Source organism: Bradyrhizobium sp. USDA3010, assembly GCF_056429065.1.
On sequence record NZ_JBWJZD010000001.1, the window covers coordinates 230,099 to 250,185 of the forward strand.

Annotated in this window: 19 protein-coding genes; 5 read left to right on the top strand and 14 right to left on the bottom strand. The window is 64.8% G+C overall.

Annotated elements, in window-relative coordinates; translation table 11 throughout:
• Window positions 1-123 precede the first annotated feature (123 nt).
• A complete protein-coding gene (locus AC066Y_RS00970; RefSeq protein ID WP_478272265.1) occupies window positions 124-3,207 on the bottom strand; it encodes a hypothetical protein in 3,084 nt (1,027 codons plus the stop codon).
• Between the two features lie 784 nt (window positions 3,208-3,991).
• Window positions 3,992-6,628 (bottom strand): TIGR02302 family protein, encoded by a 2,637-nt coding sequence (locus AC066Y_RS00975; protein WP_478272266.1) that lies wholly within the window; start codon window positions 6,626-6,628, stop codon window positions 3,992-3,994.
• Window positions 6,629-6,798: 170 nt separating this feature from the next.
• Between AC066Y_RS00975 and AC066Y_RS00980 the strand changes: the two genes are divergently transcribed.
• A complete protein-coding gene (locus AC066Y_RS00980) occupies window positions 6,799-7,182 on the top strand; it encodes a carboxymuconolactone decarboxylase family protein (RefSeq protein ID WP_018268955.1) in 384 nt (127 codons plus the stop codon).
• Between the two features lie 98 nt (window positions 7,183-7,280).
• The gene (locus tag AC066Y_RS00985) at window positions 7,281-8,192 is read left to right on the top strand and encodes an NAD(P)-dependent oxidoreductase (protein WP_478272267.1); all 912 of its coding nucleotides are present in this window, start codon (window positions 7,281-7,283) and stop codon (window positions 8,190-8,192) included.
• 180 nt (window positions 8,193-8,372) lie between these two features.
• Here the strand turns inward: AC066Y_RS00985 and lysA are convergent, their stop codons facing one another.
• The 3 genes from lysA to argH form a co-directional block, all read right to left on the bottom strand.
• A complete protein-coding gene (lysA, locus tag AC066Y_RS00990; protein ID WP_478272268.1) occupies window positions 8,373-9,638 on the bottom strand; it encodes a diaminopimelate decarboxylase in 1,266 nt (421 codons plus the stop codon).
• Window positions 9,639-9,737: 99 nt separating this feature from the next.
• Window positions 9,738-10,007 (bottom strand): LPS translocon maturation chaperone LptM, encoded by a 270-nt coding sequence (gene lptM, locus AC066Y_RS00995; RefSeq protein WP_092123274.1) that lies wholly within the window; start codon window positions 10,005-10,007, stop codon window positions 9,738-9,740.
• 92 nt (window positions 10,008-10,099) lie between these two features.
• Window positions 10,100-11,497 (bottom strand): argininosuccinate lyase, encoded by a 1,398-nt coding sequence (gene argH, locus AC066Y_RS01000; RefSeq protein WP_478272269.1) that lies wholly within the window; start codon window positions 11,495-11,497, stop codon window positions 10,100-10,102.
• A gap of 128 nt (window positions 11,498-11,625) precedes the next feature.
• On the opposite strand from argH, the gene tlpA reads away from it, so the two are divergent.
• Window positions 11,626-12,306, top strand: a complete 681-nt coding sequence (tlpA, locus tag AC066Y_RS01005; protein ID WP_478272270.1) for a thiol:disulfide interchange protein TlpA — start codon at window positions 11,626-11,628, stop codon at window positions 12,304-12,306.
• Here the strand turns inward: tlpA and AC066Y_RS01010 are convergent, their stop codons facing one another.
• The 3 genes from AC066Y_RS01010 to AC066Y_RS01020 form a co-directional block, all read right to left on the bottom strand.
• Complete coding sequence (locus AC066Y_RS01010; protein ID WP_478272271.1) at window positions 12,307-12,495, bottom strand: putative motility protein; 189 nt, start codon at window positions 12,493-12,495, stop codon at window positions 12,307-12,309.
• Window positions 12,496-12,563: 68 nt separating this feature from the next.
• Window positions 12,564-12,782 (bottom strand): helix-turn-helix domain-containing protein, encoded by a 219-nt coding sequence (locus AC066Y_RS01015; RefSeq protein WP_137478883.1) that lies wholly within the window; start codon window positions 12,780-12,782, stop codon window positions 12,564-12,566.
• A gap of 10 nt (window positions 12,783-12,792) precedes the next feature.
• Window positions 12,793-13,368: a DUF2975 domain-containing protein gene (locus tag AC066Y_RS01020; RefSeq protein ID WP_478272272.1), complete on the bottom strand. Its 576-nt coding sequence runs from the start codon at window positions 13,366-13,368 to the stop codon at window positions 12,793-12,795.
• An 85-nt stretch (window positions 13,369-13,453) separates the two neighbouring features.
• Here AC066Y_RS01020 and AC066Y_RS01025 point away from each other — a divergent pair, with 85 nt between their 5' ends.
• Complete coding sequence (locus AC066Y_RS01025) at window positions 13,454-13,822, top strand: chlorophyllide reductase (protein ID WP_478272273.1); 369 nt, start codon at window positions 13,454-13,456, stop codon at window positions 13,820-13,822.
• A gap of 117 nt (window positions 13,823-13,939) precedes the next feature.
• Here AC066Y_RS01025 and AC066Y_RS01030 read toward each other — a convergent pair whose 3' ends face one another.
• The 5 genes from AC066Y_RS01030 to AC066Y_RS01050 form a co-directional block, all read right to left on the bottom strand.
• Window positions 13,940-14,821: a 3-hydroxybutyryl-CoA dehydrogenase gene (locus AC066Y_RS01030; protein WP_229170623.1), complete on the bottom strand. Its 882-nt coding sequence runs from the start codon at window positions 14,819-14,821 to the stop codon at window positions 13,940-13,942.
• Window positions 14,822-15,083: 262 nt separating this feature from the next.
• Window positions 15,084-16,034: an electron transfer flavoprotein subunit alpha/FixB family protein gene (locus tag AC066Y_RS01035; RefSeq protein WP_063695509.1), complete on the bottom strand. Its 951-nt coding sequence runs from the start codon at window positions 16,032-16,034 to the stop codon at window positions 15,084-15,086.
• The gene (locus AC066Y_RS01040) at window positions 16,034-16,783 is read right to left on the bottom strand and encodes an electron transfer flavoprotein subunit beta/FixA family protein (RefSeq protein ID WP_478272274.1); all 750 of its coding nucleotides are present in this window, start codon (window positions 16,781-16,783) and stop codon (window positions 16,034-16,036) included. Before AC066Y_RS01040 ends, AC066Y_RS01035 begins: the two co-directional genes overlap by 1 nt.
• Window positions 16,784-16,900: 117 nt before the next feature.
• Entirely contained in the window at window positions 16,901-17,473 is a 573-nt protein-coding gene (locus AC066Y_RS01045; RefSeq protein WP_478272275.1) for a cob(I)yrinic acid a,c-diamide adenosyltransferase, read from the bottom strand.
• A gap of 32 nt (window positions 17,474-17,505) precedes the next feature.
• Window positions 17,506-17,700 carry a twin transmembrane helix small protein gene (locus AC066Y_RS01050; protein ID WP_092123256.1) on the bottom strand — a complete coding sequence of 65 codons (195 nt, stop codon included), beginning with the start codon at window positions 17,698-17,700 and terminating at the stop codon, window positions 17,506-17,508.
• A 166-nt stretch (window positions 17,701-17,866) separates the two neighbouring features.
• Between AC066Y_RS01050 and AC066Y_RS01055 the strand changes: the two genes are divergently transcribed.
• Entirely contained in the window at window positions 17,867-18,727 is an 861-nt protein-coding gene (locus AC066Y_RS01055) for a YihY/virulence factor BrkB family protein (RefSeq protein ID WP_478272563.1), read from the top strand.
• Here AC066Y_RS01055 and AC066Y_RS01060 read toward each other — a convergent pair.
• A complete protein-coding gene (locus AC066Y_RS01060) occupies window positions 18,654-19,979 on the bottom strand; it encodes an ATP-binding protein (RefSeq protein WP_478272276.1) in 1,326 nt (441 codons plus the stop codon). The genes AC066Y_RS01055 and AC066Y_RS01060 overlap by 74 nt on opposite strands.
• Window positions 19,980-20,087 lie beyond the last annotated feature (108 nt).

The following is a 20,087-nucleotide window of genomic DNA, read 5'->3' on the forward strand; positions in this document are numbered from 1 at the left end:
TCCGCGATTTGCGCCGTGACGTCGCTCATCTCGCGCTCCGCACGGTTCAGTCCCGCGCCAGGCCCGGGCCGGGCTCCTCGCCCGCCCCGGGATTGCTGACGTATTGCGCTCGTCCGGATGCCATCACGCGTGCGTCGGCGCGGTCAGGTTGATGTTGAGCGTGCCTGTCCCCACTTCCGTGAGATTGCCGGTCCCTCCCATTGCGCTATTGGACGCATCAAAATCCTGCAGCGCCAGGTTGAAGGACATGCTGACGGGTTGACCGACGTTGAAGGTCGAGACCGACACCGCGCCCATGTCGAACGAGTTCTTGTTGCTGTAGACACTGCCGATATTGGTCGCCAGCAAGCGATCGAACCCGGTCGCCGTGCTCACCAGAACGAACTCTCCGGGGGCCAATTTAAGGCCTTGCAGGTCCACGCCATTACTGTCGCCTGTTGGTGCGAAGTCCGCTGTCACGGTTTGGCTGACGCCGCCACCGGTGAACGTCTTCGTCCCGTCTGCCGTGAAGTCCGCAAGCGTGCCAGTGATATTGCCGCTAGCGTCCTCGGTCACGATCTTGACCTCGGTGATCGCCTCATGCGTGCCGCTCGAGTCGGCCGGGAACGCCCCGCCGGGGGAGAGCGACGTCGCTTCCGGCATCTCGTAGGCGTCGAGACGGATGTCGACGGCCTTTCCATTCGGATTGACCTGCGAGAGCGTGAAGCCGCTGTTGTTGACCTCGTAGTGATCAAGATAGCCAAGGGTACTGAGCGACTTCAGGTCGGTCGTGCTGGTGATCGAGTGGACGTTGTCGACGAAGTCGATGCGGATGGCTTTACCCGGGGCCACCGCCTGCTTGTCGGTGCCGACGCCGATGTTGCTGGGGTTGACGGTGTCGACGCCGGGGCTCAGCCCGGTGAAGACCACCGACTTGCCCGGGCTGACGGGCTCCTTCGTCGTCGGATTGAAGGGCAGTGAGAACCACGCGTAGTCGCCGGCCGGTACGTCGGCGAAGTCGCTGAACGTGAAACTCGAGCCGTTGCCGATCGGCTGGAGCATATGGAAGCTATATTGGCCGTTCGCCGGATCGAGCGTGATCGTGAACACGTCGTCCGCCGCGTTGGTTCCGTTCGGGTCGGTGGTCGCCGTCAGCGTACCCGTGCCGAACCCGAACAGGTAGATGTCGCTCCCGTTCGCTTGCAGGGTCTGGGACGAGCCTCCGTCGAGCTTGCCCGTGAGCTTCGAGCCGTTCGTGCCGGTGAAGAATGCGGCGCCAAAGCCATCAGCACCGCTGTGGTGCTCGAAGGTGAGTGTCGAATTGGGATCGATGGTTCCATCGGCCGCATCCGTGTTGACCAGGTTCCCGGTGAAGGTCGAGCCGGCAGCATCTTGCACGTTATCCGCGCTTACGATCGCCTCCGGGTTGAAGTTCGCCGGCACGTCGTCGATAACCGTCACCGTCAGCGCTCCGGCACCGGCAGTGGCGGTATCGCCGGCAGCGAAATTGCCGTCGGCGTCGGTCGCCAGAACTAGCGCGCCGAAGTCGATCGAGGTCTGGCTCGCGTCGTTCGCGCCGGACGCTTGATCGACTGGCGCCGAGAGCGTGAATGTCCAGTTTCCGCTTGTATCCAATGTCAGCGTGAACACTGTCGCGCCGCCCGAGCCCGCGGTCGCGGTCAGCGTGCCACCGTCGATCGAGACGCTGTAGGCGAGCGCCGTTCCGCCGGAGACGAGGTTTTGGCTGGTCAGGCTGGAGAAATCGCTCGACAGCTTATAGGAGAGCGGCGTGTCGACACCCGGATTGAACAGGGTCGACACCGAGCCGTTGGCCGTCGCGCTGCCGTCCTTGTCTGGAAGGAGATTGGTCGACAACTGGTCTTCGTCGACGGTCCCCGTCACGGTCTTGCCGCTCGCGGTCGGCACGCTGTCCTCGAAGATGATGTGCGAGCCGACTTCCGTGTGGTCGGTGTTCGTCTGCGTCTGTGTTTCCGTGACGTTGAGAATATCGAATCCCGGTGTATTGCCCGGAGGGTTGATGTTCTTGACCACGAACTGGTCAAACTGCGCGCTGCTCAGGGAGGTGAACTGGATGGTTTCTCCCGCTGTAAGGCCATTGACGGTGCCGTCGGGAGCGCTTGTGCTGCCGCCGAAGGTGATGCCGTTGTTACCGGTCGTCCGCGCAGAGTCGGCGAGCAGGGTCCCGCCAATACCGCCGGTCCAGACCTTGATGTCTCCGAGCGCGACCGTGTTTGTGGAAATGTTGGTCTGCGTGGCGCCGAACGTGGTGCTGGACTCGTTCTGGGCGATAATCTTCACGTTGACCAGGCTGTGCGTGGGGGTCACCTGGCTGATGTCGAAGGTCGCTCCCGTTCCTTCGGTATAGACGAGGGTATTCAGCGAACCGTCGGTGAGGAAGGTCTTGTCCTTGGTCGAGCCGCCCGTGAAGCTCGAGACGAAATCGAAGCGCAGCGCCTGGCCGGGGGTGATCGCCTGACTGTCGCTGCCGTCGCCGACCGAACTGGTATTGACGGTGTCGGGATTGGACGTGCTCGCGTCGAGCCCGGTCACGAGGACAGTCTGGGTGCCGGTGCTGTTGGCGAACGGCAACCAGTAGTTCTGTCCGGGCTGCTTGGTGCCGATGCTGAACGACGAAGTGGAGGTGGACGAGCCGCTGACGTAGACCAGATTGGAGAGATCGAGGGTGTTGGCGTCCTCGCCTGCGGCCGGATTCGTGTTGAAGAGCGCCTCGTACTGCACGACCCAGATCGTCGCGCCGCCGGTCGTCGGCTGCAGAAGCAGCGCGAAGGCGACTTTGCCGCTGGGGTTCGCAGTCGTGCCAGTCCCCTCGAGGCCAAGCACGATGTCGGGATTGCTCGAATCGGAATAGAGGAAGATCTCGTTGCCATCGAGGGCATCGAAGTTAGTCGGGACGGCACTTAGCGTCCCACCGGTGCTGTTGCTGAAGATCAAATTCATGTCGGTGCTAGTGACGATCGCGTTCTCGGCGATCCCGATCGTGTTCGTCAAGGTGGGATAGATGTTCAGGGCGTTGAGCCGTTGTCCGATGCCCCCATCCGTGGTCGAAAAATTGCTGTTGAAAGAAGTGGGCGAACCGGAGAGCGTGACGTTGTTGTCGGGATCGGTTGCATCGTTGCTATCGATCGCGAGCGTGCCGATTCCTAGATTCTCGTCCTCAATGACTTTGCCGGTGATGGTGAGTGACATAGCGTGCTCCTCGGAAAATTTGAGAAAGATTCAGCTATTGCGCCGCGCGATTCCGCACGCCGCGTCGCTCTCCGGGCGTGCGCCGCCGCGGGGAGCCGTCAGTGTTGGCAATCAGAAGACTTGACCAAAGCGAAACGCGGCCGCGTGAGAGCTGTTGCTAACCCTCGTTCAGCCGGCTGACGTTGCTCGAAGCGCCGCTTGAGAAAAGCAGCTCCGATAATTGCATGATGCACTGCTGCTGTTGCTGCATGCTCCTCCTATCCGCGGCAAATCCCGCGAGGGCAAGCAAACCAAGAAAACACTTTCGTCAAAATTCACCGCGGTCTGCGAATCGATTGGCGTGAGCGCGGCCCGCGATTATGCAATAGGGAACCAAGTAAACAGGTTTTGACGAGTTATTCAATCACCTTTTAGTGAAAAGCACGGCAGGTGGATTTTCCCGCATCGCAATAGTCGTTCCGGCGAACCACGCCTCGGCACATCTGGCTCAGCGTCAGCAGTTGCTGCGGGGCTCGTGCACAACTTCAAAACCCAAGCACGCGACCGATGCCGCTTAAGAGTCGGACCGGCAGTGCTATGATCGACGAAGAGGCCTCTGCCTAGCTTAAGAAGCCGACGTACATCTGCCGCTTCACGACCGTGCTGGTCGCCGTCGCACACATCCTCGTCATGCCCGCGTGGACGCATCCAGCACGCTGCGGCTTTTGGATTTATCCCGTGATGCCTCTGGGGTACCGGGTCATCCGCCTCGCGGATGACGACAATTGTGACCGCTGCGCGGACCTCAATAATCCTTCAGCAGCCGCTCGATGTAGTCGAGCTCGATCTGCGGCCGTGACGGATCGGCGAGGCGGCGGCGCAGCTCTTCGAGGATGCGGCGGACGCGCTGGACGTCGATCTCGCCGGGGATCTTCACGGTGTAGTCGTCGCCGAATTCGCGGCCGTGCAGCGGACGGCCGAGCGGATCGGTCTGGTTGCCGCCGCTCTGCTGGCGGCCGGCGCGGTTGCCGGGGCCGTCGCCGGGCTGGTCGCCATCGCCCTGCTGCATCGCATCGGCGAGGCTCTGGGCGCCCTTGCGCAGCGCATCCAGCGCGCGGCCCTGCGAATCGACCGCACCGTCGGCATTGCCCTCGCCGAGCCGCCCGGAGGCATCGCCCATCGCGGAGTCCGCCTGGTCGAGCCCGTCGCCGTCGTCATCACCCTGATCGCCGCCCTGGTCGCCCTGCTGCGCCTGATCGCCCTTCTGGCCTTGCCCCTTCTGGCCCTTCTGGCCGCGCTGCTCCGGACCCATGCCGCGCTTGGCGAGCTCTTCCTGCAGCTTCTTCAGCCGGTCGCGCAGCGCCTGCTGATCCTGCTGCAGGTCGCCCATCGACTGGTCGCCCTGCTTGCCGCGCATGCGGTCGCGGCGGGAATCCTGGCCCTGCTTGAAGGTCTTGTCGCGCAACTGCTGTTGCTTGCGGATCATGTCGCCGAGCTCGTTGAGCGACTGCTGCATGTCGTCGTCGCCCTGGTTGGGCTGCGCCATCTGCAGGTTTTCCAGCATCTGCTGCATCTGTTCCAGCAACTGCCGCGCCGCATCCTTGTCGCCGGAGCGCGACAGCCGCTCCATGCGATCGAGCATGTTCTTGAGATCCTGCTGGCTCAGCACCTTGGCATTGGGATCGAGCGGGCGCGCGAGCTGCTGCGGATTGTTGCGGAATTGCTCGACCATCTGGCGCAGGAAATTGTCCAGCGCCGCGCGCAGATTGTCGGTGAGCTTCTTGATCTCCTCGTCGCTCGCGCCGCGCTCCAATGCCTGCTTGAGCGCGTCCTGCGCCGCGCGCAGCGCCTTGTCGACGTCACTGATGTTGCCGTCCTCGATGGTGACGGCGAGCGCCCACAGGCTGGCGACGACCTCGCGCAGCTGGTCGTCGGTGCGCGCCGCCTCGAGCTGGCGGCTCACGGTGTGGAGGCCGAGATAATAGCCGGTTTCCGGCATGAACATTTCCGGCGCGATCATCAGCGCGTCGAGCGCGGCATAGACCTGGCCGTTCTGGTTGGCATCGAGCGCGAGGATGCGGCGCTGCTCGATCAGCGCGCGCGCCAGGGGCTTGGTGAACAGCCGCTCGGGCAGCCGCATATTGAACGGCTCGCTCTTGCCCTCATTGCCGGCCTCATCCTTCGCCGTCAGCGTCAGCGTCACGTCGGCGCCGGCATAAGGGTCCTCGCTGAGGTCCTTGACGGTCTGACCGACGCCGTTTCGAGTGCGCGCATTCGGCAGCACCAGTGCGAATTGCGGCGGCTCGAACAGCGGACGCGGCTGTGCCGCCTTGCCGTCGGCATCCTTCTTGCCGTCAGCGTCCTTCGGCGCATCGGTCGGCCGCGCCGCGAACTGCGCGCGCGCTTCGGTGACGCCGTAATCGTCCTCGAGCCTGTACGACATCTGCAAGGCGCCGCGCGCCTGCCGCTCCGGATCCTTGGCGAGCGCAATCGACGGCGGGCGGTCCGGCGTCGCGGTGAACTTCCACTGCGGCTGGCCGGCCGGGGCGCGGACATGCGCGGTGCCGTCGCCGGTGATCTTGAAATGCCGCTCATTGGTGCCCTTGGGCGCCTGCCCCTGCGGCGCGACCTCGGCGACGCCGCCACCGACCACGACGTCGATGGTGCCGCCGCTGGAGCGCACCAAGAGCGTGCTGCCGGCCGGAACCGCGAGCGGAGTGGAGTCCGCCGCGTTGGCGTCCTTGTTGGCGTTGGACAGGATGATCGGCGGCTTGCCGGTGTAGTTCGGCGGCGTCACCCAGGCGTCGACCCGGACATTGGCCGGCGCCATGATGCCGTTCCAGTCGAACGCGGAGGCGACCCGCAGGCCGCGCTCGTCTCCGGCGGCGACATAGGTCGCGACCAGCATCACGATGACCAGCGCGCGCAGCGCCCAGGGGTCGTGCAGCGAGAGGTGCGGCCGCGGCAGGCCGGCGCGGATGCGCTTGATCGAGGCCAGTGTGCGCTCGCGCTGCGCCTGCCACAGCGCCAGCGCGAACGGATCCTTGTTGGTGAGCGTGTCGGAGAGCGTGGTCGCGGGGCGATGGCGGACGCCGGCACCGCGGTCGAGCCGGCTCAGGCCCTCCTCGCGGCTCGGCCAGCGGAAGCGCAGCAGCGGCGCCAGCGCCGCGAGCGCGGCAATGCCGAACAGGGCGGCGCCGGCCACGCGTGCGGCAAACGGCAGCAGCAGCCACAGCCCGGCCCAGGACGCGACCAGGAACAGACCGGCGACCGTCAGGAACCGCGCCAGATGCGGCCACGCCCGTTCCCACGCAATCGCGAATTTCGCCCGCTGCAGAGCCTCGGTCAGCTTCAGTTGCGTCAGCTTCAGCCGCGCGTCCGCATCGCTGTCGCGGGCGGCGCGTGACGGGTTCTCAGACGGGTCGATGTTGGCTCCGCTCAATAACATCTCCGGGGTAGCCGGCAGGTCACCCTAGCACAGCGGCGGCTTTGAGGCACCCGTTCCGGGACGTAACCCACACCGGGAAATACGCATAACACGAAGGCGTGACTGCGGCGGTTCGACCCCGTAACGTCCCGGCCGAACCAACGCCTTACGCATGAGGAAACGACATGGACCAAAAGACGCACGACAAGGGGCTCGAGATCCGCAAGGCGGTGCTCGGCGAGGCCTATGTCAACAATGCGCTGAAGAATTCGGACAGCTTCAACAAGCCGTTCCAGGAACTCGTCACGGAATATTGCTGGGGCGCGGTCTGGGGCCGCGAGGAATTGCCGCGCAAGACGCGCAGCATGCTCAACCTCGCCATGATCTCGATCCTGAACCGGCCGCACGAGCTGAAGGCGCACATCAAGGGCGCGCTGACCAACGGCGTGTCGCGCGACGAGATCCGCGAGATCTTCATGCAGGTCTCGATCTATGCCGGCATTCCCGCCGGCGTCGACAGCTTCCGCATCGCGCGCGAAGTGTTTGCCGAGCTCGACAACAAGGCGTGAGGCGCTGCTGCCTTCGCATGGTCGTCCCGGCGAAAGCAGGGACGACCTCGAATGTGGGGCGCGCGGCTCGGCACATAACGACGTAGAGGAAACAACCTATGGAAATCGGATTCATCGGCCTCGGGAAGATGGGCTTCCCGATGGCGCGCCGGCTGATCGAGGCTGGCCACAAGCTCACCGCGTTCGACACAAGCAAGGACGCACGCGACAGGCTTGTTGCGCTCGGCGCCGCGGCTGCGACATCGCCCCAAGATATCGCCGACCGCGTCGAGACCGTGATGGCGAGCCTGCCCTCGCTGCAGGCCTCGCTCGAGGTTGCGACCGGCGCTGGCGGCGTGATCGAGGGCAAGCGCGTCAAGCGCTTCATCGATCTCTCCACCGTCGGCTCGCAGATGGCGGTGAAGATCCACGACCTGCTGGCCAAGAAGAACATCGTGCAGATCGACAGCCCGGTCTCCGGCGGCGTCTCCGGCGCCGAGAAGGGCACGCTGGCGGTGATGGTGTCGGGCCCGCGCGCCGATTTCGAGCTGGTGAAAGGCGTGCTCGGCGTCATCGGCAAGGTGTTCTTCATCGGCACCAAGCCGGGCTCCGGCCAGACCATGAAACTCGCCAACAACTTCCTGTCGGCGACGGCGATGGTCGCGACTTCGGAAGCGGTGGTGATGGGCGTGAAGTCCGGGCTCGATCCGGCCGTGATGATCGACGTCATCAACGCGGGCTCGGGGCTGAACACCGCGAGCCGCGACAAGTTTCCGCGTTCGGTGCTGCCGCGCAGCTTCGACTTCGGTTTCGCCACCGGCCTGATGGTCAAGGACGTGCGGCTCGCGGTCGAGGAGATGCGCTCGCTCGGGCTGTCGATGGAAGTTGCCGAAGCGGTCGGCCGGCTCTGGGAAGTCATCATCCGCGAGGAGGGACCGGACTCGGATTTCACCGCGGCGATCAAGCCGATCGAGAAGGCCGCGGGCGTGATCGTGGGTGGTAGCAAGGGCGGCAGTCACGCCGCGAAGTAGACGCTGTCGCCGAAATAAATGCTGTCGTCCCGAGCAAGCGAAGCGCGACCCGGGACCAATAACCACAGGCGCTTGTGGTTTGAGGGGCTGGGGCCCCAGCCAACTGCAACAACAACAAGCGGTGGTTATGGGCCCCTGCTTTCGCAGGGACGACACCGAGCATGAGGGGCTATCGGTGGCTCACAGCCACGGCGCGGGCTTGTCCATCGCGATCAGCGCGTCGACGTCGATGCGCGGGCGGACCACGGCGTACTGGTCGTCCTTGACCAGCACTTCCGGCACCAAGGGCCGCGTGTTGTAGGTGCCGGCCTGCACCGCGCCATAGGCGCCGGCGGTCATGACGGCCAGCAGATCGCCGGCCTTCGGCTGCGGCAGCGAACGGTCGAGCGCGAGATAGTCGCCGGTCTCGCAGACCGGGCCGACCACGTCGGCGACCATGGTCGGCGTACCCGGCGCGGGCTGGCGCACCGGCAGGATATCGTGATGCGCTTCATACAGCGTCGGCCGGATCAGGTCGTTCATCGCGGCATCGATGATCACGAAGTTCTTGGCATCGCCCGGCTTCACATGGATCACGCGGCTGACGAGGATGCCGGCATTGCCGACGATCAGGCGGCCGGGCTCGAACATCAGCGTGCAGCCGAGATTATGCGTGACGCGCTTGACCATCGCGGCATAGGCGGCCGGCGCCGGCGGCGCGGCGCGATCCATGTAGTAGGGAATGCCGAGGCCGCCGCCGAAATCGATATGCGAGATGTTATGGCCATCGGCGCGCAGCGTCTGCACGAATTCGGCGAGCAGCCGGAACGCTGCCTCCAGCGGACCGAGATCGGTGATCTGGCTGCCGATATGCACGTCGGTGCCGGTGACCTGGATGCCCGGCAGCTTCGCCGCGCGGGCATAGACCTCGCGGGCGCGCGCGATCGGAATGCCGAACTTGTTCTCCGACTTGCCGGTCGATATCTTGGCGTGGGTGCCGGCATCGACGTCGGGATTGACCCGCACCGAGATGCGCGCGGTCGTCTTCATCTCGACCGCAAGGCGCGACAGCATCTCGAGCTCCGGCTCGGACTCGATATTGATGCAGAGGATGTCGGCGGCGAGCGCGGCGCGCAGTTCGCCTTCGGTCTTGCCGACGCCGGAGAACAGGATCTTCGACGGCGGGATGCCGGCCGCGAGTGCCCGCTTCAACTCACCGCCGGACACCACGTCGGCGCCGGCGCCGAGCTTGGCCAGCGTGCGCAGCACCGACTGGTTGGAGTTGGCCTTCATCGCGTAGCAGACCAGCGCCTTCTCGCCGGCAAAGGCCTCGGTGAAGACGCGGTAGTGGCGCTCCAGCGTCGCGGTCGAATAGCAATAGAACGGCGTGCCGACGGCCTCCGCCAGCTCGATGAGATTGACCGCCTCGGCATGCAGCACGCCGTTGCGATAGTCGAAATGGTTCATGACAGGCTTGATTGTTCGAGCATGATCTCCGCGCAAACGCGTTCCGCGTTTGTCGCGAGGGAAAACCGGTTTCCACTTTTCCGGATCATGCTCCAGATACTAGTTGCCGAGCAGCGGATCGAGGACGAAAGACCGTTTATTGCCTTTCGACGCGGCCGGCGCGGCATCCGAGCCATAGGTCGGATTGAACACGCTGGGCTGTGCCGCCCGCTCGCTCTCGGTGTCGCCCGGTGCTGTGGCCGGCGCGCCGTTCGCGGTCGGCGGCAGGTCGAGCGGTCCCTTGCGGCCGCAGCCGCCGAGCGCAAGCGTTGCAGCGCTCAGCACAATGATGGCCCATCCCGAGGGGGTCAGGCGGTTCTTGCTAATCACGACGAATTCCCCAATTCGGGCGGCACCATACAAACATTGACGTGCTCTGGCGAGAGGCGGAGGCCTGAGAAATCACGACCAAATTTTCCGGATCAGCCCAATTTTCGCTCTTTTTCCAGCCGCTTGGCCCAGGCTTTGGCCTGCGCCATCACATTCTTCGGCGCCGTGCCGCCAAACGAGGTCCGGCTCTTGACCGAGGATTCGACGCTGAGCACCCTCAGCGCCTCCGCCGTAATCTTCGGCTCGACCTCCTGCATGGCCTTGAGCGGCAGCTCGTGCAGCGCCACGCCTTGGGCCGAGGCCAGGCCGACGATGCGCCCGGTCACGTGGTGGGCGTCGCGGAACGGCATCTTCAGGGTGCGCACCAGCCAGTCGGCCAGGTCGGTCGCGGTGGCATAGCCCTCGCCGGCCGCGGCCTTCATCTTGGCTTCGTCCGGCACCAGGTCCTCGACCATGCCGGTCATGGCGCGGATCGCGAGCGACAGCGCCTCGAACGCCTCCATCGCGCCCTGCTTGTCCTCCTGCATGTCCTTTTGATAGGCGAGCGGCAGGCCCTTCATCACGATCAGGAGCGCGGTCAGCGCACCGATCACGCGGCCGGTCTTGGCGCGCACGAGCTCGGCCGCGTCCGGGTTGCGCTTCTGCGGCATGATCGACGAGCCGGTGGTGAACTTGTCACTGAGCTTGACGAGACCGACCAAGGGCGAGGTCCAGATCACAATTTCCTCGGCAAAGCGTGACATGTGCACCGCGCAGATCGAGGCCGCCGACAGCGTTTCCAGCACGAAATCGCGATCGGACACCGCGTCGAGCGAATTGGCCATCGGCCGGTCGAAGCCGAGCGCCCTGGCGGTAGCAGTGCGGTCGATCGGAAACGAGGTGCCGGCGAGCGCGGCGGCGCCGAGCGGCGATTCGTTCAGCCGCTTGCGCGCGTCGATAAAGCGGCCGCGGTCGCGGCCGGCCATCTCGACATAGGCCAAGAGATGATGACCGAAGGTCACGGGCTGCGCGGTCTGCAGATGGGTAAAGCCCGGCATCACGGTTCCGGCATGCTCCAGCGCGCGGGTGACCAGCGCCTGCTGGAACGCGGCGAGCGCGGCATTTGTCTCGTCGATGGTGTCGCGGACATAGAGCCGGAAATCGGTCGCGACCTGGTCGTTGCGCGAGCGCGCGGTGTGCAGCCGGCCCGCAGCGGGCCCGATCAATTCGGACAGCCGCGACTCGACATTCATATGGATGTCCTCGAGCGCACGCTTGAAATCGAAATCGCCCTTGCCGATTTCTGACAAAATCGTGTCTAGACCTTTGCCGATATTTTTCGCATCAGCTGAGGTGATGATGCCCTGCGCGGCGAGCATCGCGGCGTGGGCCTTGGACGCTGCAATGTCCTGGGCATAAAGGTGACGGTCGACGTCGATGGAGACGTTGATTTCCTCCATGATGGCGTCGGGGCGCTCCGAGAACCGGCCGCCCCACATCTTGTTGCTCATGACATCTCGCTCACGAATTCGTATTTCAGGCCTTGCGGTTTCATCGCCGGAGCGGCGAAACAGCGTGGCGGTTCCGATCGTATTCCTAGCCACTGCATAGCCATATCTGACCCAGGATGACAAACGATATGCCCGAGACGACCCCATCCGAACCGACCGCCAAGCCGACTGCCAAATGGCGCATCCCGCTGGTGATCGGCGCCGTGCTGGCCGGGGCCGTGATCGGCTATGTCGGGGTCTCCGGCCTCAGGCATCCCGCCGGCGGCGACGTCGCCTGCAACAGCGCGGTGAATCTGGCGAAGAAGATCGCCCCGCTCGCCCATGGCGAGGTCGCCGCGCTGACCATGGCGACCACCCCCTTGCGGCTTCCCGACCTGACCTTCGAGGACGCCAACGGCCAGCCGAAGAAACTGTCGGATTGGCGCGGCAAGACCGTGCTGGTCAATTTGTGGGCGACCTGGTGCGTGCCCTGCCGCAAGGAAATGCCGGCCCTCGACAGCCTGCAGACCAAGCTCGGCGGCAAGGATTTCGAGGTGGTCGCGATCAACATCGACACCCGCGATCCGGACAAGCCGAAGAACTTCCTGAAGGAAGCCAATCTGACCAATCTCGGCTATTTCAGCGATCAGAAAGCCAAGGTCTTTCAGGACCTTAAGAACATAGGCAAGGCGCTGGGTATGCCGACTTCGGTGCTGGTCGACGGCAAGGGCTGCGAAATTGCCAATATCGCCGGTCCCGCCGAATGGGCGAGCGACGATGCGATCAAGCTGGTGAAGGCGGCGCTAGCCCCGGCCGCGGCGGGGTTCTGATCAGGCGACGGCGTCGAGGTTGCCACCGACGCCGGGACCGAGATTGGCAGTCGACGGCGTACCGAGCAGGGTCTGAACCGCGAACTTTTCCGCGTCGAGGTTCTGCTTGGTCACGCGAGTCGCGATCTGACCCTGCAAATTGCCCTGCTGCATCGACAAGATGCTCGACACCATGCTCATCATGTCCATACGCGGCACTCCCAAACTTGCTCTTGCGTAGCGCGCGAAAGTTAATGCTTGGGTAACGGATGGCCGCGTCAGGCTGACGCATCGTCCTCTTCGTGGCGCAGCAAGTCGCCGGGCTGGCACTTCAGATAGGTGCAGATCCGTTCCAGCGTATCGAACCTGACGCCCTTCACCTTGCCCTGCTTGAGCAAGGACAGATTGGCCTCGGTGATTCCGACATATTCGGCGAGCTCCTTCGATTTCACATTGCGCTCGGCGAGCATCACGTTGAGCCGGACCCGGATCGGCATTGCAAAGGCCTCAGACGAATTGCGCGTGCTCGTCGGCGATCGCATTGGCTTCGGCCATCACCCAGGCCGTCACCGCAACCAGACCCGCGAACAGCAGCGCCAGCAGCGTGTCGGAGCCGAGCACGATGACGACGGACTTGCCCTGCGCGTAGGTTTGCCAGCTCAGCAGGATTGAAAGCAACGCGCCGATCACCGGCTTCAGCAAGGTCGAGAGCAGCATCGCGATCGCGAGGTCACGCAACCCGGCGACGTTTGCCGCCGTGAAGAAGCGGCCTGCCGCGAACGACGTGAAAGCGCGGCGCACGCGCGACAAGCCCCAGATCAGACAGGCGAGCGGCAACGCCGAGACCACGAGACCCATCAGGCGGACGAGCCAGCCGATCGGATGGAACGCAATGCTGGTCAGCCCTGCATCGCGCAGGATCGCCTCATCCGGGCTCGCCAGCCAATAGGCCAGCAAGCCAACCGCGAGCACGAACGAGATGCCAGTGCAGGCGTAGGCAAGCACGCGGCTGACCGCGCGGATGCGTTCGAGGCGGCCCGGCCGCGGGGTGGGGGAAAGCTCTGACGAGAGGGACGCGGACATGGCTCGACCTCGGGATTGCTGATCTGATATTATCGTTTTACGATAATTAATATCTGCAAGTCAACCTGTCTCAGGAGATGAAGTCATGCTCGTCCGTCCCGCTCACGCCATCTGCGCCGTCCTTCTATTGACGACCGCGGCTCACGCGCAGCCCTCGACATCGCGCGGGCAGATCTCGGTCGCACAAGTCAGGGCCATGCTGGACCAGGCCGCGACCAATCCGACCGCGCGACAGACGCTGACGGCCTATCTGGCCGGTACCGGCGAAACCGTCGGCTGGCTGCTCGATGCCGCACGCGGCCTGCCGCCCTGCGCGCGGCGGCTGACACTCGACGCGCGTCAGGCGCGTGACGCGATCGCAAGCGCGGCTGCCACGGCGGCAACCGAGACACCGGCCACGCCGCTGATCATCCGCGACATGCTCAAGCGCGCGGGATGCCGCGTGACAGAATGAGGAGCGGCCAATGCTTCCGAGGTCAGGCCGCCTTTGCGGCAAAGGCCGCACCGAGCGTGCGCAGCGCCTGCGACGCTTGCACGGCGCGGACGCTGATATCTGACCAGAGCGCGTGGATTACCGCGTCGGGACCGGCTTGTCGCCGCGGTAGTCATAGAAGCCGCGCTGGCTCTTGCGTCCGAGCCAGCCGGCCTCGACATATTTCACCAGCAGCGGGCACGGCCGGTACTTGGAATCGGCGAGCCCCTCGTGCAGCACCTGCATGATCGACAGGCAGGTGTCGAGGCCGATGAAATCGGCGAGCTCGAGCGGGCCCATCGGATGGTGCGCGCCGAGCTTCATCGCGGCATCGATCGCCTCGACGTTACCGACGCCCTCATACAGCGTGTAGATCGCCTCGTTGATCATCGGCAGCAGAATGCGGTTGACGATGAAGGCGGGGAAATCTTCCGACACCGCGACCTGCTTGCCGAGCTTGGCGACGAACGCCTTGGCGGTGTCGAAGGTCGTGTCGTCGGTGGCGATGCCGCGGATCAGCTCGACCAACTCCATCGCCGGCACCGGATTCATGAAGTGAATGCCGATGAATTTCTCCGGGCGGTCGGTCGAGGCCGCGAGCCGTGTGATCGAGATCGACGACGAGTTGGTCGCGACGATCGCTTCCGGCTTCAGCACCGCACAGACGTCGTGGAAAATCTTGCGCTTGGTCTCTTCCTTTTCGACCGCGGTCTCGATCACGAGATCGCAATCGGCCAGCGCATCGATCGCCTCGGCGGAGGTGATGCGGTCGAGCGCCTGCTTGCGCTCGCCCTCGCTGATCGCCTTCTTGGCGACCTGGCGGGTCAGATTGCCGTTGATGGTCGCCAGCGCCGACTTCAGCCGGTCCGCGGAGACGTCATTGAGCACCACGTCGAAACCGGCCAGCGCCGCCACATGGGCAATACCATTGCCCATCTGGCCCGAACCGATCACGCCGACCTTTTTGATTGCCACCGTCATCTTGTCATCCACCGGAACGGCGCGCATGTCGCGCCTGCCCAATTCCAACGATACCCGAAGTGAAGCCTTCCGGGTTGCCCAATCCGCCGGAAAACGCTTCCCGGGACCATGATGTGATTACGACGTAATCGCACCCGATCCATCTTCCCTGCCGGACACGATCCTTTCGGAAAACCGTTTCCGGATCGTTGCGCCCCAAGAGTTGCGCCCCAAGAATAGTAACACCGGCCGCAGCTTACCCACCCGGCCGGTGTCTTGTCGCTTACTTTCCGAGCTTGCCGAGCGCTTCGGTCAGCTCCGGAACCGCCTGGTAGAGGTCGGCGACCAGGCCGTAATCGGCGACCTGGAAGATCGGTGCGTCCTCATCCTTGTTGATGGCGACGATCACCTTGGAGTCCTTCATGCCGGCCAGATGCTGGATCGCGCCGGAGATGCCGACCGCGACATAGAGTTCCGGGGCCACCACCTTGCCGGTCTGGCCCACCTGCCAGTCGTTCGGCGCATAGCCGGCATCGACCGCGGCACGCGAGGCGCCGACGCCGGCGCCGAGCTTGTCGGCGAGCGGCTCGATGTACTTGGCGAAGTTCTCGCGGCTCTGCATGGCCCGGCCGCCCGAGACGATGATCTTGGCCGAGGTCAGTTCCGGACGGTCGCTCTTGGCGACTTCCTCGCCGACGAACGTCGACAGGCCCGGATCGGCGGCGGATGCGGCGTTCTCGATCGCGGCGCTGCCGCCTTCGCCGGCCGCGGCGAAGGTCGAGGTGCGGACCGTGATCACCTTCTTGGCGTCCTTCGACTTCACGGTCTGGATCGCGTTGCCGGCATAGATCGGCCGCTCATAGGTGTCGGGCGCGACGACCTTGATGATCTCGGAGACCTGCATGACGTCGAGCAGCGCTGCGACGCGCGGCATCACGTTCTTGAAGCGCGAGGTCGCGGGCGCGACGAACGCATCGTAGCCCGGCGCCAGCGCGACGATCAGCGCAGCCAGCGGCTCGGCAAGATCGTGCTCATAGGCGGGGCCTTCGGCCACCAGCACCTTGGTGACGCCGGCAAGCTTGGCGGCCGCTTCCGCCGCCGCCTTGGTGCCCTGGCCGCCACCGGCAACCAGCACGTGGACGTCGCCGCCGAGCTGGCTCGCCGCGGTCAGCGCCTTGTTGGTCGAGTCCTTCAGCGTCTCGTGGTCGTGTTCAGCAATCAACAGCGTCGTCATCAGAGAACCCCGGCTTCGGTCTTGAGCTTGTTCACGAGTTCGGCGACGTCCTTGACCTTGACGCCCGCCTTGCGGTCTGCCGGTTCCGCGGTCTTCAGCACTTCCAGACGCGGCGTGAGATCGACGCCGTAATCCGACGCGCTCTTGTCGTCGATCGGCTTCTTCTTCGCCTTCATGATGTTGGGCAGCGACGCATAGCGTGGCTCGTTGAGGCGCAGGTCAGTGGTGACGATCGCCGGGCCCTTGAGCTTGATGGTCTGCAGGCCGCCGTCGACTTCGCGCGTGACCTTGAAGTCGGAGCCTTCGACCTCGAGCTTGGAGGCGAAGGTCGCCTGCGACCAGCCGAGCAGCGCGGCCAGCATCTGACCAGTCTGATTGCTATCGTCGTCAATCGCCTGCTTGCCGAGGATGACGAGGCCGGGCTGCTCCGCCTCGACCACCGCCTTGAGGATCTTGGCAACCGCGAGCGGCTCGACATTACCTTCGGCCTTGACGAGGATGCCGCGGTCGGCACCCATCGCGAGCCCGGTGCGAATGGTCTCGGAAGCCTGCGCCGGTCCGATCGACACCACCACCACTTCGGTCGCCTTGCCGGCTTCCTTCAGCCGCAGCGCTTCCTCGACGGCAATTTCGTCGAACGGGTTCATCGACATCTTGACGTTGGCGAGCTCCACGCCCGTCCCGTCACTCTTGACGCGGACCTTGACGTTGTAGTCGACGACCCGCTTTACCGGCACAAGAACCTTCATCGATCCTCTTTCGCTTTGATTTTATGGGTTTCGGTTGGCTGGCGCGGAACCTAAAGGTCCCGTACCCCCCGGTCAACGCGGCAAAGCCAAAAAACCGTCCCTCGATTTTGAACCAGTTTAGCGGTTCTGGCCCGGCACCCACAACACGTCACCGGCCCCTTTATTATTCTGGAAGCGGCTGGCCACGAACAGGAAATCCGACAGTCGGTTCATATACTGGATGCCAGCGGCATTGACCGTCTCGTCCGGCCGGGCTGCGAGTTCCACCATCATGCGTTCCGCGCGGCGACATATCGTGCGGGTGAGATGCAGATATGCAGAAGCCGGCGTGCCGCCGGGAAGCACGAACGAGGTCAGCGGCGCCAACTGGTCGTTGAGGCTGTCGATGTCATGCTCGAGCCGCTCGACCTGGCTCGCCAGCACCCGCAGACGCTCAGCCTTGCCCTCGCGCTCGGGCACCGCAAGGTCGGCGCCGAGATCGAACAGATCGTTCTGGATCCGGCCGAGCATCGCATCGACCTCGGGACTGTCGGCCAGGTGCAGCCGCACCACGCCGATCGCGGCATTGGTCTCGTCGACGGTGCCATAGGCTGCAACCCGCAAATCGTATTTCGGCCGCCGTTCGCCGGAGCCGAGCGCGGTGGTGCCGTCATCGCCGGTGCGCGTGTAGATCCGATTGAGTACGACCATGGCCGTGATCCTCTAAGGTTTGCGCATCGCGTCTATCGCCCCATCGCCCAGACCGCGAGCATCGCGATGACGATGGCGACGAACTGCAGCAGCACGCGCAGCCGCATCAGCTTCTGCGATGTGTTCGGCGAGCCGCCCTTCATCATGTTGACGAGGCCGAGCAGGAGCACCAGCGCGACGGCGCCGACGGCAACGGGAAGAATGATCGTGCTGAGGACAGATGTCATCTGCGGTACATAACACCGCAGGACGCGGACTTCCACACAGGCGGCGCATGCAACCAACTGGCTTTTCACTGCGTAATATCAGATGCTGGGTCCGTCCTCGGACCGAGCGGTTTTCGACAATGCCGGGTGGAATGTGAAGCAGCTTCGTTACGTCTACCACGTCGTGATGGATGCCTTTTACACGTTCCTCGCCGACGACGGCTGGGCGATCGCGAGCCACATCGCGCTGTCGACCCTGATGGCGCTGTTTCCGTTCCTGATCGTGCTGACGTCGGTGGCCGGCTTCTTCGGCTCCAAGGAGCTTGCCGACCAGGCCGTCGGACTGTTGCTGCAGGTCTGGCCACAGCAGGTCGCCGAGGCCTTGTCCGGCCAGATCCACGACGTGCTGACCAACACCCGCGGCGGCATCCTGACCATCGGCGCGGTGCTCGCGGTGTACTTCGCCTCCAACGGCGTCGAGGCGCTGCGGGTGGCGCTGAACCGCGCCTATGCCGTGATCGAGCCGCGGCGCTGGTACTGGCTGCGGCTGGAATCGATCGGCTACACGCTGGTCGCGGCGTTCACCTCGCTCGCGATGGCATTCCTGATCGTGCTCGGGCCGCTGATCATCGAGGCGGCGCGGCGCTATATTCCGTTCTTCGTCGAATCGAACGAGAGCCTGCTCAACACCGCCCGTTACGGCATCACCGTGCTGGCGCTGGTCGTCGCGCTCTTCATCCTGCACGCCTGGCTGCCGGCGGGCCGCCGCGGCTTCACGCAGATCCTGCCCGGCATCATCTTCACCATAGTGGCGTCGCTGATCTCGGGCATCGGCTTCGGCATGTATCTGGCGCGCTTCGCCAACAACTACGTCACGATGTATGCGGGGCTCGCCTCGGTGGTGATCGCACTGGTGTTCCTGTATTTCATCGCCGCGATCTTCGTGTTCGGCGGCGAGCTGAACGCGGCGATCATCAAGTCGCGGCTGCCGCACGGCGTGCCGCTTCAAGCAGAGCAGTCGCGAGCGCCCGCGGAGAAACAGGTTTGACCAGGAAGGCGTCGGCGCCGGCGGCGCGCGCCGCGGCCTCGTCCTCGGCACGCCCGGAGATCCCGACGATCACGATGCGGCCGTGCGGCGGCGGCAGCGCGCGGATGCGCTTGATAGCTTCGACACCGCCGATGCCGGGCAGCACCATGTCCATCAGCACGGCATCGAAGGCCCCCTGTCCGAGCCGATCGGGCGCCCCCTCACCCTGACCGATGAATTCGGCATGGTGACCGAGTTCGGTCAGGATCGTGTTGAGCACGACGCGGCCGAACGGATTGTCCTCGACGCTGAGCAGCCGCAGTCCCTGCGATGACGGCACCGCCGCGCCTTCGCTCGACGCAGCGCCGGCCGGTCCTGCGGCTGAAACCAGCACCACGTTGAGCGTGAAGACGGTGCCGCCGCCCTTGCGCTGGGCCACGACGATGTCGCCGCCCATGGCGCGCGCGAGCTGCTTGACCGAGGACAGGCCGAGCCCGGCGCCGCCGAACCGCGCGGCGATCGAGACATTGGCCTGCGAGAACGGCCGGAACAGGCGCTTGACCTCCGATAGCGTCAGGCCGATGCCGCTGTCGGAGATCACAAAGGCAACGCCGATCCTGCCGTCCGCCTTTCCCTTGGCCGCTCCCTTGACCGCTCCCTTGGCCGCGCGCACCGGCGCGACATGCAGCTCGATGCTGCCCTGCTCGGTGAACTTGACGGCGTTGTCGATCAGGTTTTCCAGCGCCGCCCGCAGCCGGACGGGATCGCCGACCGCAAACGCCGGCAGCTTCGCGGAGATCTCGACCGAGGCCCGCAATCCCTTGGCTGCGGCACGGCCGGCCAGCGAATCCCCGGCGTGGCGCGCCAGCGTGCGCAGGTCGAAGAAATCCTGCCGGATCTCGAGTCCCGGCCCCTCGCTCCGGGCAGCGTCGACGAACAGGGTCGCAAGGCTCGCCAGATGCTCGGCGCCGGCCTTGATGGTATCGACCCAGCGCCGCTCGCGCTCGCCGAGATCCGATGTCGCGAGCAGGTTGCTGATCGCCAGGATTCCGGTCAACGGAGTCCGGACCTCATGGGCAAAGGAAGCAAGCGCGGTCTCGATCAGGCCGGGACCGGCCTTCGGGGAGGCCTTCGGCGCAGCCCGCTTGCGGCCCGGCTTGGCCGCCGCCTTCACGGCGCGCGTCTTGGTAGCGCGCGTCTTGGCAGCGCTCGGCTTCGGCGGCATCCGTTTGGATTGCCGCTTGCTGCGCCGTACGCGCGATTTTGACGCCATGGTCTCCGTGATCCCCGCCCCTGATAACAACATGGCATGCCCGGCGGGCCGGTGTCACGGCGCCGTTTGCGGCTCGCCGCAGCGGTGCCCTGTGATGGTAACCACCGT